At 52.6% G+C, this 16,143-nt stretch carries 14 protein-coding genes and 1 pseudogene; 6 read left to right on the top strand and 9 right to left on the bottom strand.

Going from position 1 to position 16,143, the window contains the following annotated elements; all coding sequences use genetic code 11:
* Positions 1–51 precede the first annotated feature (51 nt).
* A complete protein-coding gene (locus CBE74_RS19610) occupies positions 52–1,404 on the bottom strand; it encodes a DUF349 domain-containing protein (protein ID WP_087454131.1) in 1,353 nt (450 codons plus the stop codon).
* A gap of 268 nt (positions 1,405–1,672) precedes the next feature.
* Between CBE74_RS19610 and CBE74_RS19605 the strand changes: the two genes are divergently transcribed.
* From CBE74_RS19605 to dapF, 3 genes are read left to right on the top strand one after another with little or no spacing between them, the layout of a single operon-like run.
* A complete protein-coding gene (locus tag CBE74_RS19605; RefSeq protein ID WP_087454130.1) occupies positions 1,673–2,392 on the top strand; it encodes a hypothetical protein in 720 nt (239 codons plus the stop codon).
* A 26-nt stretch (positions 2,393–2,418) separates the two neighbouring features.
* On the top strand, positions 2,419–3,354 hold the full coding sequence (miaA, locus tag CBE74_RS19600; RefSeq protein ID WP_087454129.1) for a tRNA (adenosine(37)-N6)-dimethylallyltransferase MiaA: 936 nt from the start codon (positions 2,419–2,421) through the stop codon (positions 3,352–3,354).
* A complete protein-coding gene (dapF, locus tag CBE74_RS19595) occupies positions 3,351–4,244 on the top strand; it encodes a diaminopimelate epimerase (RefSeq protein WP_087454128.1) in 894 nt (297 codons plus the stop codon). The genes miaA and dapF overlap by 4 nt, the downstream gene beginning before the upstream one ends.
* Positions 4,245–4,312: 68 nt before the next feature.
* Here dapF and CBE74_RS19590 read toward each other — a convergent pair whose 3' ends face one another.
* On the bottom strand, positions 4,313–4,837 hold the full coding sequence (locus CBE74_RS19590; RefSeq protein WP_087454127.1) for a hypothetical protein: 525 nt from the start codon (positions 4,835–4,837) through the stop codon (positions 4,313–4,315).
* A 94-nt stretch (positions 4,838–4,931) separates the two neighbouring features.
* Entirely contained in the window at positions 4,932–5,687 is a 756-nt protein-coding gene (locus CBE74_RS19585; protein ID WP_087454126.1) for a hypothetical protein, read from the bottom strand.
* Positions 5,688–5,928: 241 nt separating this feature from the next.
* Here CBE74_RS19585 and hflX point away from each other — a divergent pair, with 241 nt between their 5' ends.
* The 3 genes from hflX to CBE74_RS19570 all read left to right on the top strand — a co-directional run bounded on the left by hflX (position 5,929) and on the right by CBE74_RS19570 (position 9,547).
* A complete protein-coding gene (gene hflX, locus CBE74_RS19580) occupies positions 5,929–7,548 on the top strand; it encodes a GTPase HflX (RefSeq protein ID WP_087454125.1) in 1,620 nt (539 codons plus the stop codon).
* An 83-nt stretch (positions 7,549–7,631) separates the two neighbouring features.
* Positions 7,632–8,918, top strand: coding sequence for a uracil-xanthine permease family protein (locus tag CBE74_RS19575; RefSeq protein WP_087454124.1), 1,287 nt, complete (start codon positions 7,632–7,634; stop codon positions 8,916–8,918).
* 125 nt (positions 8,919–9,043) lie between these two features.
* Complete coding sequence (locus tag CBE74_RS19570; RefSeq protein ID WP_087454123.1) at positions 9,044–9,547, top strand: hypothetical protein; 504 nt, start codon at positions 9,044–9,046, stop codon at positions 9,545–9,547.
* 33 nt (positions 9,548–9,580) lie between these two features.
* Here the strand turns inward: CBE74_RS19570 and CBE74_RS19565 are convergent.
* The 6 genes and pseudogenes from CBE74_RS19565 to CBE74_RS19540 form a co-directional block, all read right to left on the bottom strand.
* Positions 9,581–10,247: pseudogene (locus tag CBE74_RS19565) on the bottom strand (FMN reductase).
* A 3-nt stretch (positions 10,248–10,250) separates the two neighbouring features.
* Positions 10,251–11,366, bottom strand: a complete 1,116-nt coding sequence (locus CBE74_RS19560) for an LLM class flavin-dependent oxidoreductase (protein WP_087454122.1) — start codon at positions 11,364–11,366, stop codon at positions 10,251–10,253.
* Positions 11,367–11,577: 211 nt separating this feature from the next.
* Entirely contained in the window at positions 11,578–11,844 is a 267-nt protein-coding gene (locus CBE74_RS19555) for an HPr family phosphocarrier protein (RefSeq protein WP_013911704.1), read from the bottom strand.
* 280 nt (positions 11,845–12,124) lie between these two features.
* Positions 12,125–14,173, bottom strand: a complete 2,049-nt coding sequence (locus CBE74_RS19550) for a PTS fructose transporter subunit IIABC (RefSeq protein ID WP_087454121.1) — start codon at positions 14,171–14,173, stop codon at positions 12,125–12,127.
* Positions 14,174–14,296: 123 nt separating this feature from the next.
* Positions 14,297–15,286 (bottom strand): 1-phosphofructokinase family hexose kinase, encoded by a 990-nt coding sequence (locus CBE74_RS19545; RefSeq protein WP_087454120.1) that lies wholly within the window; start codon positions 15,284–15,286, stop codon positions 14,297–14,299.
* Positions 15,283–16,086: a DeoR/GlpR family DNA-binding transcription regulator gene (locus tag CBE74_RS19540; RefSeq protein WP_087454119.1), complete on the bottom strand. Its 804-nt coding sequence runs from the start codon at positions 16,084–16,086 to the stop codon at positions 15,283–15,285. Before CBE74_RS19540 ends, CBE74_RS19545 begins: the two co-directional genes overlap by 4 nt.
* Positions 16,087–16,143 lie beyond the last annotated feature (57 nt).

The raw sequence follows: 16,143 nt of genomic DNA, 5'->3' as shown, positions 1-16,143 counted from the left end.
TTGGTGTGCTCCGGCCGTTCGATTTGGTAAAGCTTCAGCATCTAGCCAATTCTAGCGGTTTTCTACCGCATTGAGTGCCGCATTAGCCCATTCTTGCCATTGCTGCGCCTGCTCGCGCAATTGTGCAGCCTTCTTGGAGTTGCCTTTAGCCTCAGCCTCTGCGGCTTGCGCATTAAACTCTTCGACTTTGGCGGTGAACTGGGAGGCGCGGGCCTGTGCCTCTGGGTCGGTACGGCGCCACTGGGCATCAGCGGCATCTTCTACCCTGCGCTCAAGCTTGGAGATTTTATCCTCAAACTCGCGTACCCGGTCACGTGGCACATAACCGATTTCTTCCCATTTCTCTTGCAACTCGCGTAGCTTCTTACGGGCTGCGTCGAGATCCTTGGAAGGATCGATGAGCTGAGAGTATTCCGCAAGGAGAGCATCCTTTGCGTCGGCGTTAGCGCTGAACTCTCGATCTCGTTCCTCATTAACCGCATGACGCGCGTTAAAGAAGTAATCCTGAGCTTCTTTGAAAGCATTCCACAGTTTGTCGTCTACCTCACGGGGAGCCCGTCCGGCGGTCTTCCAAGAGGTCATAAGATCCCTGAACGTCTTAGCCGTGTCATTCCAGTCAGTGGAATTCTTAATCTCGTTGGCTTTGACTACGAGTTCTTCCTTCACCTTGCGTGCTGCTGCTCGGCCACGATCCAACTCAGCAAAGTGAGAACCACGACGACGATTAAAAGCGTCACGCGCACGTGAATAGCGCTTCCACAGTTCATCGTCTGTTTTGCGATCAATCCCCTTGATGCTCTTCCACTCATCGAGGATCTCGCGGATACGGTCGCCGGCAGTCTTCCAATCCGTCGAGTTCTCGGCTAGGTCTTCTGCTTCAGCTGCGAGTTCTTCCTTGCGAGCGATTGCTTTGATGCGGTGCTGCTGTTTTTCCTCGCGTGCTTTTTCTCCTGCGTCGTCTGCGCCATTGATGATGGTGCCCAAACGTCGCTCAAGCGATTCGATGTCGCCAATAAACGCTGCGGTAGGCAGGGTCTCCAGGATTTCTGCAGCCTTGCGCTTGATGTGATCCGCGTCGCCAGGATGCGTCTTAAGCCGTGCTTCTAACAAGGCAACTTCCGTAGCGGCATCGTCGAAGCGAGCCCCGTAGTGGGCGAGGCCTTCAGCCGGGGTGCCCGCTTGCCAGGACCCGATCTCTCGGTCGGTGCCTTTGTAGGTGACAAAGACAGTGCCGTCTTCTTCCACGCGACCCCATTTGCTGGGGTCGTTCTGCGGTGCAACAGGGACTGCAGGCGCTGAATGCGCTGCATGTGCACCAGGGCGTGGCCCCGGAACAGCTCCTGGTCGAGGACCGGGACGAGGACCTGGGGTGGGGCCTGGCTTGGGGGAAGTGTTAGAGCTCATAACGCTAGTCCGTCTTTCTATTCATCGTGCCGCGCGTCGCGGCTGCCGAAGCTTTAACAGAAGCACAAGGAGAGGAATCTCCTATTCCGAGTATGCCTTATGTTTCACTTCAATAAACTTACAGGTTTCGCAATGACACTGCCGCAAAATCAAGCGTGACATTCTCAGCAACTGAGCGCATGCAGGTTGGTTCTCTCAAGACCCACGTTTAGGCTTAGCTCTGAAAGCGTTGCGTACGTGCAATGTGGAAGGTAGTGGGAAGGCAGTTGTGGTGAGTATTGATACGGATACCGCGGTGGAAAGTCGTGGAAAATGTGAAACGAAACCGTGGGCCGTGTTGATTATTCCGAGCAGCCCAGCGCTTGTCTCAGAGTTATCTCCTGATGCGGCCTCAAGTGCGTTGCGCGAATGTGCGCGTCACATGATTGCAGACTTGTCTCCTGCGTCGATAGACATTGTTGGTGCATGTGATACCAACTTCCGTACAAACGTAAAAGGCAGTTTCAAAGCATGGGGCGCCCCCCACGTGAATGTGGGGAAGGGGTTTTATCTTTCTGAACTTATCGCTCGTTATATTGCGGAGCCTTTTCTAGCGGATAACCCTACGGTGGACGTGGCAGAGATCAGACCGCGTCTGGGTCAACCGCGCGGTGGAGCACTCACGATTGTGGTGGTTGATGGTTCCGCTGGGTTAACTGAACGGGCACCACTTGCTTTGCTTGATGCGGGGGAAGAAACCCACCAGCTCATGGAGAAACTGTTGGCAGGGGGACCTCATGCTCTCCACGATGACGCGGAAAAAGAGAAATTCAATGCGCTGGTTACCCAAGAAAACGGTGGGGTAGTGCATCCAGACTTGTGGCATGAACTCAGTGGGCTGGAAGTAGAAGAAGCGTTTTTAGCTTTGTCTGATTCGTCTTTGGGCGTAGGAAGATTTGTTGCAGTATGGAAAGGCACAGCAGCGGGTAGGAGAAGCAGGTGTCAATAGCGGTTACACAGCACAGAGAAAGTAGCATGCACAAGGAAAAACCGGGTCACCAGGATGCAGCCGGAATACGTCCCATCGCCGTCGTTGGTCCTACAGCGTCGGGGAAGTCAGCTCTTGGTATTGCTTTAGCGCACGAGCTAGACGGAGAGATAGTCAATGTTGACTCGATGCAGCTTTATCGAGGCATGGATATTGGCACAGCTAAACTTTCTATTCCTGAGCGCGAAGGGATCCCTCACCACCAGCTTGATGTTTGGGAGGTCACAGAGACTGCATCGGTAGCAAGGTTCCAACAAGACGCCGTGCGCGATGTGGAAGACATCATGGCGCGTGGGAAAACCCCCATTCTCGTGGGGGGATCGATGCTGTATGTGCAAGCGCTTGTCGACGCCTGGCAATTTCCCCCCACCGATAAGAAAGTACGGTCTCGATGGGAAGCAAAACTGGCTGAAATCGGTATTGACGCGTTGCATCGCGAGCTGGCGCTACTCGATCCCGCTGCGGCGGAGATCATCGAAGACAAAGATCCTCGCAGGACAGTCCGGGCGTTGGAAGTCATTGAGCTTACTGGTCAGCCATTTCAAGCCAGACAGCCGCCCAAAAATGGTGCTCCTCGTTGGGGGACGCGAATTCTAGGCCTATGTACGCACAGTGATTGGCTTAATCCTCGTATTGAGGTGCGCACTCGTCTCATGTTCGAGCATGGTTTTGTCGCAGAGGTTGAATCGTTGTTAGACAAAGGATTGGTAGCTGATTCGACGGCGGGACGGGCGATCGGATACGCGCAGGTTTTACAGGGAATGGCAGGTGATTTGACCTGGGATGAGGTAGTAGATCGGACGATCACGGGGACTCGCAGATATGTGCGCAGGCAAAGAAGCTGGTTTAATCGTGATCCTCGTATCTCCTGGATTGATGCTGCTGAAGACACGTCGTCGCAAGCGTTATCATTGCTAACGTGACTGTGACACATGAACTACCTCAGCAGATCTCGTTTGCTAAAGGCCATGGGACTGAAAATGACTTTGTAATTATCGAGGATCTTGACGCGAAGCTACCGTTGACGCCTCAGATCATAAGCGCCATGTGCGATCGTCGAGCGGGCGTGGGCGCAGACGGTGTTTTACGCGTTGCTCGTGTTGGGGCATTGCTGGATTCCGGTGTGCTTGCCCAAGCCCCGGAAGGGCTAGACCCATCTGACTATTTTATGGACTATTACAACGCGGATGGCTCCGCTGCAGAGATGTGCGGTAATGGAATACGCGTGTTTGCCCATTGGCTGAGGTCGCGAGCTTTAGTCGATGCAGATGACTTTAGTATTGGCACTCGTGAAGGAGTTCGTACCGTTTCGGTCCACTCCTTTAGTGCAACGGATGCTGACGTTAGCGTTGATATGGGACCAGCCGAGGTCACCGGTATCTCAACATGTCGTATCGGTACGGCCTCATACGCAGGTATGGGCGTGGATATGGGCAATCCACATCTTGCCTGTGTGGTTCCGGGTTTGACTCCGGAAGGCTTATCAGAGGTTGATCTGGTGCAGCCTGTTATTGACGGCGAGTTTTTCCCAGAGGGAGTCAACGTAGAGCTGCTTACGGAACTCGATCAACAATCGCAGATCCATATGCGTGTGTATGAACGTGGCGTGGGAGAGACCCGCAGTTGCGGCACCGGTACCGTCGCTGCGGCGCGCTCGGCGCTAGCTGATGCTGGGCTTGTCGACGGCCACGTGGTGGTATATATTCCTGGTGGCAGTGTCAGCGTGACAATCCAAGGAGACACCTCCGTTTTGCGGGGTCCCTCGAAAATCGTTGCGTGGGGCCAGCTGGATACCCGCGGTTTAAGCGCATAAACCCGTTAGATGAATAAACGCCCGGACCGAGACATATCGGTGCGGGCGTTTGCTGGTAAAAGGTGAGGCTAATTCTCACTCAGCCGTTTTGCGGCGCGTCGTGCGGCAATCCACGATTCCTCAAAATCAGAGGCACGACGGTCTGTAACCTCAAGGATTTTCTCTAGTTGCCCGATGGCCAACGCCTTAGTGAGGTGTCCATCGGCGCGGGTCAGGAATCGGCGCGAGGTCTTCCGAAGATAATGGAAAGCCTCAATATCCGGGTCGCTGCTTTCTGGGTCCAGAAGCGCAGGACGATAGAGGGTGCGATCTGCGATCGACTCCATGTCCGTACCCGTCTCAAACCTGTCATACTGCGTGAGGATATCTTGTATATCCTCAAGTGTGAGCCGGATGGAAGCACGGAGAGAATCTATCTCCCGTGTATTGGGACGGTGCTGAGTCATGAAGGTTGTTGCGCCGATAATGATGATAGAGAGCATCGCTCCGGGAAACTTGAGCCATATAACGAGGCAGACACAAGCAAAAGAGATCGCGATGTAAGGCCAGAGCGGCCTACGTCCTGCGTCGCTAATTCCAGCGAATTCCGGCATTATTTATCGTTCCTTTGGCATCAAGTTGCTGCGCGATTATGAGATGATATGGCCTAAAACTAAGTAAGGGGTGGGCAAAGAAATAATCGGGAGATCAGTGTCCACTACAGCCGCAGCCACCAGAACCGCATCCGCCGCCGGAACCACATCCACCTGATTCTGGAACGGACACGGATCCCACCAACACGGCTTTGCCTGAGATGACGGAGTCACGTTCTGGCAGAGAAGCTGCGTCGGGCAAACAGACGTCAAAGGGGAAAGGCCCGTCGACGGTTGCATGGATAAACCGTGAACCTGTGAGGGTATTCGTTCTGTACTCGGCTGACAAGACACGGACGTTAAAAGTTGCAAAAGCATCAGGGGCGGCAGTGCCATTGCCAGACATCACTGTAAGAGCGCCCTCGCTGACTACCGTTCCCAGGATCTCGGGGGAGGCCTGTTCAAAGTCTGTGATAGTCGGATACGTGATCACGTCGAAAGCGAGAGCAGATAAGCCTAGTTGTTGCCAACGCTGCTCGGGCTCGTCGACAAGCAAAGGCCCTTGCGCAAGATTGCAGGCCACTGTTGTGACTTCTTGCCCGTTGTAATCAACAATTTCGCACAATGCGAGGACGTCATTCACCATGGAGATATGCGCGAATGATTGAGTAACGGAGTCGAAGCCAGCAAAAGTTGCAAACGGCTCGACCGCCAGGATATTAATTTGTGCGCCGGAGTCGTCTGCATACTGAATAAGCTGTCCACCACGGACTTCGCCGGTCACGGCAAGTTTATCGGTGGCGATGGCTGCTTCAACGGCATCCTGCCACTTGTCAAAGGTCATACCAATGCTCAAGAGATCAGTGCTCATAGCGTCTGATTGTATCCCTTTGTGACCCTATTGATGGCATTGGAACTATTTCTCAGGAGTTCTTCTTACTCACGGAGGCTGACACTGCGTTACGACGAGACATAGACGAGCACGGTTGTATGTCACAGAAAAACATGTGAGGTTGGCTCTTGTGCTACGTTTTTGCTGCGTTCGCTAACAAAGATCATCGGTGCAAAGTACTAGTGTCGGGCTATTCAACATGCGACAATAGTCGGTAACGATGACTAAAAATAATGAAACCCCAATTCACGACCAGATCCTCAACTCCGATCATTCATCAGAGCAGCTAGGAACCGCGCATGATGACCTCCTTGACCAAGCCTTCAGGGACCATCGGCCTGTAGCACCGTATGAAGATTCTGGAGTAGATCAATCTGGGCTTCTTAGTTCTCGGCATGCAGATGGAGCAGCGTCCTCGTCTGGTGTGTCGGAGACCAAGCGGCCTACTGTTGGTGAGCTTGATCTAGAAGCTCGATCCAGCCTGCGCAGCCTCACCCGAGGCTCAAGTATCCATGCGACAGACCAAGATGACGGCTATGACGTTGAGTACCGAAAATTACGCCTAGAACGTGTGATTCTTGTCGGTGTGTGGACGCAAGGAACTACTGCAGAAGTAGAAGCCACTATGCAGGAACTTGCAGCTCTGGCTGAGACAGCAGGGTCGGAAGTTGTGGACATGCTCTATCAAAAGCGTGATAAGCCTGACCCAGGAACCTATATCGGTTCCGGTAAAGTAGTAGAGCTTAAAGACATCGTGATGTCTACCGGTGTGGATACCGTGGTGTGCGATGGTGAACTCTCGCCGGGACAGATGATTGCGCTGGAAAAAGCCCTAGATGTTAAGGTCATCGACCGAACGATGCTGATCCTTGATATCTTTGCCCAGCACGCTAAGAGCAAAGAGGGTAAAGCTCAGGTGTCATTGGCACAGATGGAATACCTCATTACCCGAGTTCGCGGTTGGGGTGGGGCATTGTCTCGGCAAGCGGGTGGCCGAGCAGGCTCCAATGGTGGCGTAGGCCTGCGTGGACCCGGTGAAACAAAGATCGAGGCAGATCGTCGTCGCCTTCGTTCAGACATGGCTAAATTGCGTAAAGAAATCGCTGGTATGAAAACAGCGAGGGAAGTGAAACGCTCGCAACGTCGCGAGTCTACGATTCCTCAGATCGCGATCGCCGGCTATACCAACGCTGGAAAATCATCCCTTATCAATGCTCTTACTGGTGCGGGCGTGCTTGTGGAGGACGCACTGTTTGCGACCCTGGATCCGACCACCAGGCGCGCTGAGCTTGCCGACGGCCGATCCGTGGTCTTTACCGATACCGTGGGTTTTGTCTGTCACTTGCCCACCCAGCTAGTGGAAGCATTCCGGTCTACCCTTGAAGAGGTCGTGGGGGCAGACCTTGTCCTCCACGTTGTTGACGGTTCCGATCCTTTCCCGCTGGAACAGATCAAAGCTGTTAACGGAGTGATCTCTGGCATTGTGCGGGAGCTGAAAGTAGAAGCGCCACCAGAGATCATCGTGGTCAATAAGATTGATCAGGCAGATCCATTGATCCTTGCAGAGCTGCGCCACGCGTTGGATGACGTGGTGTTTGTATCGGCGCAAGAAGGCGACGGCATTCCTGAGCTGGAAGCTCGTATCGAGCTTTTCCTGAATACGCTAGACGCACATGTTCATCTGCTGATCCCCTTTACCCGGGGAGATATCGTGTCGCGGCTCCACAAATTTGGAACGGTTTTGTCTGAGGAATATCACGCGGAAGGCACGCTTATCGACGTCCGCCTACCGCATTCTTTGGCATCAGAACTAGGGGAGTACCAGGTTACTTCTGCCTAATAATCCGAGGTGGGGGCGAAAACCGTACATGGTGCCCCCACTTTCTTGGAGAAAAGCCCCTTTGGGGGTGATAATAAAGGCTCGTGAGCAAAACTTCCTGGGGATGGACCCTTCACGGCGACGGTAAGACGATTGCCCCTGGTGCCGTAGTAGCACCAGAAGAACGATTGAGTTGGGGTCGGACCGTAGGTATCGGCATGCAGCACGTAATTGCAATGTTCGGCGCAACGTTGCTGGTGCCCACCCTGACCGGGTTCCCTGTGAATACCACCTTGCTCTTCTCCGGAATCAGCACCATGCTGTTCCTCCTGATCACTCGAAACCGGCTTCCCTCTTATTTGGGTAGCTCGTTTGGCTTTATTGCGCCGCTGATTGCCTCTCAAAGTGAAGGTATCGCTGTCCAGCTGGGTGGCGTAGTGGTCACGGGTCTTGTGCTCATCGCGGTGGGTTTTATAGTCAAAGCTGCCGGTAAACGAGTTATCGATCTTGTTATGCCACCTGCTGTCACGGGTGCCATTGTCGCGCTCATCGGGCTTAACCTTGCTCCGGCGGCTACCTCTAATTTCCAAGCGCAGCCACTGGTAGCAACGGTAACTTTGGCTGCGATCCTCTTTTTCACGGTTGCTGGGCGCGGAATGGTCGCCAGGCTGGGGATCCTCATTGGCGTCATCATAGGCTGGGTTTTTGCTGCTCTGACCGGAAATCTTTCCGAAGGTGCAACTACCGCTATTCACGATGCTGCATGGATCGGGTTACCGCAGTTCCACACACCGCAATTTACGGTGCACACCATCCTGGTGACTTTGCCGGTAGTGATCGTTCTTATCGCGGAGAACGTAGGACACGTCAAAGCCGTGAGCGAGATGACCGGGCGTGATCTAGACGATTTGGCTGGCGACGCACTCATCGCGGATGGTCTAGGAACTACTTTCGCCGGAGGCTTTGGCGGATCAGGTACCACCACATATGCAGAAAACATCGGTGTTATGGCAGCAATGCGAGTTTACTCAACAGCTGCTTATTGGATTGCGGCTTTGACTGCAGCCGTCTTGGCTTTTATCCCGAAGTTCGGGGCGCTCATTTTCACTATTCCTACGGGCGTTCTCGGTGGTGCGGCCATCGTCTTGTACGGCCTTATCGGAATGCTTGGCGTGCGGATTTGGCAAGACAACAAGGTCAACTTTAATAACCCGGTGAATCTTACCGCTGCAGCCGTGGCACTTATTGCGGGAATCGGAAATCTGACTCTCACAGTCTTCGGCGTTGAGCTTCAAGGTATCGCTTGGGGTTCCATGGGCATCATCGTCTTCTACCCAATCCTGCGATGGTTGTACACCCGCGTTGGCGAGGGACAAACAGCACGATTTTAACAACAGGCCAGTATCCTGATCGCTGATTCTTGATCAGGATACTGGCCTGCGCTATTTTCTATGAGAACATAGCCGGCGTACGTGTACCGTGTATCCATAGAGGTCATGAATAGGAGGGGACCCTCATGGAACATATACAACAGTCAGTGATTGAGAACCGGCTCCTTGTTGGAATCCACTATAAGGTCCCGCTCTTGGAGATTCCTACGGTGTTTGAGCCAGCATATACAGCTCTCGGGGATCTGTTTAAAAAGCACGGAATGGCGCCTGCTGCCCAAGTGGCTTATTACTATGAGATCTCAGATGGAGTAATACACATGGCTCCAGCATTTGTGGTGTCCCCGAAAGACTGGCCCTTGCTGGAGGCTGCGTGCGAGACTTCTGACGATGCTCATCACGAGTATCTTCCTGGCCAGGTAGGGGCGATGGCTACATGGAAAACACCAAGCACTGCCGCAGCATTTATGGAACATAGGGGGTCGTATTCTGATCTTCCCATGCTGTGGAGTGAACTGGAGAAACGAGTATCAGAATGCGGGGAACCAGGGCTGCTTCGCTGGGAAGAGTACACGGTGATGTCGGAGCAAGAGGAAGAACGTGTGACTCGCTTGTATTGGTCGTATTCCTAAGCTTGTTTGCCTCTTTGCCCCGGCTACTTGGATTTAAGAACCAGTGTGTCCCCGGAGTAGCTCACTAAACGGAGTCAAATTTTCCTGAGGGTCGATCCTACTGTGTCGTCTCGTTTCTTTGCTGAGAACAAAATCTCCGAGACCATCTACTTGCGAGGAGACATTGACCATATGCTCTGCTAACTCGTTGGCAGCTCGTTGAATTCTTATGTGAATCGCCTCTGACTCGACGCCACCAAAATCTTCTGTAGCAACGAAAATCCCTGTAGGCACAAACAACTATTGCGCGCATATAGGTAAACAAGGGACGCAAAGCGAAGTCGAGAACCAAGGAATGCCGTGCAGTGCCTGCAGTAGCGCCGATAAGTACCGGCATATCGACGAGCGCTTCTGCATCAAGAACATCAAAAAAAGTTTTGAATAATCCGGAGTAGCTTGCCTTAAAGACGGGGGTCACCGCCACCAGGGCATCTGCAGACGATAATTTTTGCTTGACTTCTTCTAGTCGTGGTGTCCCGATGCCCGTCGACAATGCGGTGCTGAGATCCGGGATCAATTCAGATAGCTCGACTAGATGAATCTCTAAAGACTCACCACGCGCAGTGACAGCCGCAGATACAGCACGAGCGATGGTATCGCTGACATTTGAGGTGGATGAGGGCGTGGATAAACCTGCTGATATGACAACAAGAGAGCGCATAACTTAAGACTCCTTAGACGTTGGATCAACGAGGAAGTGTGGAGAATCCCGGTGCTCAGCGAGCCAGCGGTGGCTAGGAGGATTGCTGGGAACGTGGTCTGGACGGCGAGCTTCCATGCGCTTACGCAATTCAGGAACCACGTCTTTTCCTAAAATCTCAATCTGTTTCAAAACAACTTCTTGCGGAAGTCCCGCATGATCGATTAGGAACATTTGGCGCTGATAATCGCCGACCCAGTCTGCAAAGTGCATCGTTCTCTCAATGACTTGTTCAACTGTGCCTACGGTTAGGGGCGTTAATGAGGAGAATTCTTCTAGTGACGGGCCGTGACCATAGACAGGAGCATTATCAAAGTAAGGCCGGAAAATGCGTTTGGCTTCGGATTCTGTTTCAGCGATAAATACCTGTCCGCCAAGACCAACAATTGCTTGGTCGGCTTGGCCATGGCCATATGACTCATAGCGTTTGCGATAGAGCTTGACCATTTTGGCTGTGTGTTCTTTGTTCCAAAAAATATTGTTGTGAAAGAAGCCGTCACCGTAATAGGCCGCTTGTTCGGCGATTTGTGGGGAGCGGATGGAACCATGCCACACAAAAGGCGGTACATCTTCGAGCGGGGCCGGGGTAGAGGTATAACCCTGTAGCGGTGTACGGAATTTACCGTGCCAATTAACAACTGGCTCGCGCCATAGCCTGCGGAGAAGATGATAGTTTTCTACTGCTAGCGGTAAGCCGTCGCGGATGTCTTTGCCAAACCACGGATAAACAGGGCCGGTGTTTCCACGTCCTAGCATGAGATCGACCCGGCCTTGCGCAAGATGCTGGAGGAATGCGTAGTCTTCGGCGATCTTTACTGGGTCATTTGTTGTGATAAGCGTAGTTGAGGTCGAAAGCTGGATGTTGGAGGTTTTGGCGGCGATATATCCCAGATGCGTCGTGGGTGAGGAAGGCACAAAAGGTGGATTGTGGTGTTCACCGGTAGCAAAGACATCGAGTCCTACTTCTTCCGCTTTGAGGGCTATCTCGGTGATTCGGTTAATGCGTTCGTGCTCTGTGGGGGTCTTGCCAGTAATAGGGTTGGGGGTGAGATCGCCGATCGTGAAAATTCCGAATTGCATGGTGGTTCCTTCTTATTATCGAAAGTGTTTGGAAAACATTTTATATGACATGTCAACAAAAATATTTCGCAAGTATTCCACACTGATAATGCAGGGGGAGTGTTCATGTTAGGAATCGGAATATTCAACGCGACTTTAGTCGCTTAACCAGCGCATAAGTAAAGCGCTGAGGGGGTAGCGTACCTAGCCTCAGCGCTTTACTAGAAAAGGACTATTCAGCGTCAAGATCTTTTTCGATCAAGGCTGCAATCTTCTCAACTGCTTCTGCGTTCTCAGAAGTTACGGTGACTTTATCGCCTTTTTCTGCGCCGAGGGCCATGATCATCAAGGATGAAGCTGCATCGGTTTCATCATCGTCTTCTCCCTCAAGGGCAAGGAAGATTTCCTCATCGAACTCGCCGGCTGCCTCTGCGATGATGGAAGCTGGGCGTGCGTGGAGGCCAACTGCGGAGCCGACTGCAACAGTCTTAGAAGCCATGGAATATTCCTTTCATAGTGCTGGATCCAGCTCTAGGATGCTGAATCCTAACGCTTTTCTTTGTCCTTAGAGGGCCTTAAATCTTAGTTTTTCATGCGTATGAGAGCCTCGCATAAGAGCCGCACAGTGCACAAAAACCATGATTAGAGTTTTCCTCGGTAGGTTCTATGCCCGATTCTATTCCGATTCTGTCGGTTTTTCCATTAAACGGGCATAGAATTGTCATAATGCTTTGCGTTTGAGTGTTTGACGCTCCACGGGAGAGCATTACGAGATAGTTCTATGCTTGGGCTTTGGCAGCTGCCTGCTCTGCCACTTTGTTGGGCCACAAGCTTTTTAGCGCGATGACAGAAAACGCGGAAACAATCACACCAGCTACGATCCCGAGGACGAAGCCCCAGATGGGCTCGATGGCAAAGGAAACAAAAATTCCGCCGTGGGGAGCCCGAGAGATGGTGTGCGTTGCCATGGTTATCGCTCCGGTGACTGCGCCGCCAGCCATCATTGATGGGATGACTCGTAGTGGGTCGGCTGCAGCGAAAGGAATGGCTCCCTCAGAAACAAAGGAAAGACCGAGCAACCAAGCAGATTTGCCGTTCTCTTGCTCTGCTGGGGTGAAAAGGTTTTTCCTTATAAGCGTGGCAAGGGATAGAGCAATCGGGGGGACCATTCCGGCGGCCATGACTGCTGCCATGATCTGTAGAGAAGCCTGGTCGCCTGTGGACAAGCCTGCTGTGGCAAAGAGGTAGGCAGCCTTATTGACTGGTCCGCCTAGATCAAAGCACATCATTAAGCCAAGGATGATGCCTAAAAGAACAGCGGAAGAGCCGGACATCGTTCCTAACCAGTTTTGCAGCCCCATCATGGCTGCAGACAAGGGGCGTCCTAAGAGGAGGAACATGATGAGGCCTATGAGCAGCGAGGTGAGAAGCGGAATGATGACCACTGGCATAAGTGATTGGACAATCCTATGTACTTTCCAGGAGCTAATCCACAACGCAATGACGCCAGCCAATAAACCAGTAACGAGGCCACCAATAAAGCCCGCACCCAAGGTCACGGAGATGGCGCCACCGACAAAACCGGGGGCGATACCGGGGCGTCCTGCCAGAGCATAAGCAATATAGCCAGACAGCGCTGCCACAATAAAACTCATTGCTGCTTGACCGGTCGCAAAGAGGACAGCGCCAAGATAAAGCAGTAGCCCTGAGCGGTCAAAGGTTATGTCGGAGCCGTCGATAGCTACAGTATTGCCAGGCAGATTGGTAATCGAATACTCACTAACAATTGTCTTCCAACCATTGGCTATGTCATACCCACCAAAGAGAAATCCCAATGCAAGGAGGAGTCCGCCTGCGGCAACAAAAGGAACCATGTAGGAGACACCAGTCATGATCGACTGCTGCACCTTCTTGCCTAGGCTCAGGCCTCCACTTCCTGCTGAAGCATCGGCTGTTTGCCTGGAAGATGAAACGCCTGAGACTTTGCGAGCTTGTGGATTCTGTGCAGCGAGAACGGCTTCCTCCAACATTGCTACTGGCTCGTTGATAGCCCGTTTAACCCCAGATGCGACTAGCGGTTTACCTGCAAAGCGCTCCCTGTCTTTTACACCAACATCGGTGGCAAAAATCACGGCGTCCGCAGCATCAATCGTTTCTTGGGGGACAGGCGTAACTGCTGAAGATCCTTGGGTTTCTACCACCAACTCAACATCGTCGCGTTTGGCGGCTTCTTGACTGAGGGAATCTGCGGCCATGTACGTATGGGCTATGCCGGTGGGGCATGCTGTTACCGCAACGATACGAGTGACATGCTTTGTATTAATCGTTGCAGCTTCTGAATCATGGGAAACTTCCGGGGTATTCGTGACTGGAGCTGGGTGAATGACCGCATTTACCAACTCAACCACGTGTTCTTCCGAAGTAGCGCTGTGTAATGCGTCGACAAAATCTTTTCGGACGAGGGCCCTGGCGAGTTTGGAAAGGATCTTTAAGTGCTCTTTTCCTCCTCCAGCAGGTGCTGTAATTAAGAAGATAAGGGAAGCTGCACCGTCAGGAGCGCCAAAATCCACGCCTTCTGTGAGTCGTGCAAAAGCAAGGGTTGGTGTGTGGATAGATTCGGAGCGGCAATGTGGGATAGCAATCCCACCAGGGACACCGGTGCTAGATTTTTCTTCTCGCGCGAGGGCATCAGCGAGGAGTGTTTCTGCGTGATCGGTACGGCCAGCGTCTGCGACGATGGTGGCGAGGGAAGAAATAACATCGGTTGGAGTTGGACCGAACTCAGCGTCCAACCGCACCAGCGAGGCAGTGATTACAGGTTGAGCCATGGTTTTCCTTGAGACTATGCTTCCGTTCGCGTCAAGGACGATGAGAAAGAGCTGTCCTTCAACGTGGTGGTGGAAGGTAAACTGTGTGATAGAGGGGAGGAGTGGCTAGAGCAGCGCCAGACCTTACTCGGAGGTGCTCTGAGTAAGGTTAATAAAAGCGAAGACTCGAGTCCCAGCTACGTCTATGAGATCAGGAGTTGGGATAGTAGTGCCAGGTAAGGCCGCGGCTGCGCTGCCATAGGCGACGCCTAGCGCCAGGGACTCGGCCTGGGATAAACCTGTGCTTTGTCCCATGATAAAGCCAGCGAGGGTGCAATCGCCAGCCCCGACAGTGGAGACGACGGTGGTTGCTGGCGGTTGAGCAATCCATGCTCCGGTAGCGGAGACAAGTACCGCTCCGGAAGCGCCCAGCGTTACTAGTACGGCTTCTAGCCCCTGTTTTATTAACTCTTCTGCTGCGGAGACTACTGGCTCGTAGTTTCCTTTTTCAGCTTCGGCTTCAAAATCTATGTTCTCAGCGCCAACTAGCTGACCTAGTTCCATGCCATTCGGTTTGATTATCGTGGGTGCGACCTTATTAAAGTCAGTGGCTAGCGCAACCAGCGGCTTATCAGAGGTATCAACTGCGATATTGATTCCCGGGATCTCTTGTTGCAGCTTTTCCACCAGTTGGGAGTACCAATTTATTGGTGCTCCGGGGGGCAATGAACCAGAGAGAACGACCCAAGATGCGCGTCGAGAAAAGGCAAGGAGCTCGGATTCTAAAGCTTCAATGTTCGTGGAATCTAGTTGTGCTCCTTGATCATTGAACTTTGTTGTCGTTCCGTCAGGCTCTGTCACAGCAGTGTTGACTCGAACATGCCCGCAGACCGGTACTGCATGCCCTGGAATGTCGGCTTGTTTGACCAACTCTATAAAAGGGTCGTTGGCTGCGGAGGGGAATAGCGCAATGGTTTCCTGTCCCGCTTTTGCTAGTGCTTGAGATACATTTACCCCCTTTCCGCCAGCTACGCTTTTGTTGGAGACCGGGCGCTGCACAGAGCCGCGCTGTAAAGCGGTATCAAGGGTAAGCGTTGTGTCAATGCTTGGATTGGGCGTGAATGTAAGTATCACGGGATCACCACCTGGGTGTTGAATGTGTTGAAGCTGTCTTGTAGCTGTCGCGGGGCATGCCGATCGGTTACTAGGAAGTCGATGTCGTCAATGCTGGCGAACGTGATGTCAGAAGTTCGATGAAGTTTCCCGGAGTCACATAGCGCGACTATGCAACGAGATTGCGCGATCATGGTCGCTTTGATGGAAGCTTCTCGCGGATCGGACGTGGTCAGCCCTGTTTTGATACTGAGACCGGTTGTCCCCATGAATGCGATGTCTGCTTTAAGAGTGCGTAAGGACGCTTCCGCTCTTTCACCAACAATCGCTTGAGTTCTACCTTTAAGCGTCCCACCGAGGATCATCACATCGGGAACGCCAGCTCCGCTAAGGGTTTTAGCCACGTTCGGCGAATTGGTAACAATTAACCAGTTCTGTCCCACGTAGTTGCGAGCTAAAACACCTGCGAAGCTCTCCGTGGTTGATCCTGCATCAATAAAGATAGCCGCGTTTGGGCTGGGGATCAGGGGTAGCGCTGCATGAGCGATAGCTTGTTTACGCCGTTGTGTTTGATGGATGGGAAGGTCGTCGTCATCATCTACCGCAAGTATTTCTACGTGAGGCATGGGGAAACCAGACACGGCACCGCCGTGGACTCGCGTTAGTAAACCTTGGTGCTCAAGGCTTTTTAAATCGCGTCTGATTGTCTCGGGCGTGACACAAAATTGTCGAGAAAGCTGTGTCACGCTACAACGACCTAAATCATTGGTAAGAGTGACAATTGCGGACTGTCTAAGCTGAACCTCTTCGACGGTGGCCATAGTCACCTCCTAACAAAATTGGCGTTTTGTGAAGAGTTGAAGCATGTTGATTTCCGC

Origin of the sequence: Corynebacterium silvaticum (genome assembly GCF_002162115.2) — a bacterium.
Classification (GTDB): domain Bacteria; phylum Actinomycetota; class Actinomycetes; order Mycobacteriales; family Mycobacteriaceae; genus Corynebacterium; species Corynebacterium silvaticum.
The sequence above is the reverse complement of the archived record's forward strand: the minus strand, read 5'-3'. Positions and strand labels throughout refer to the sequence as shown.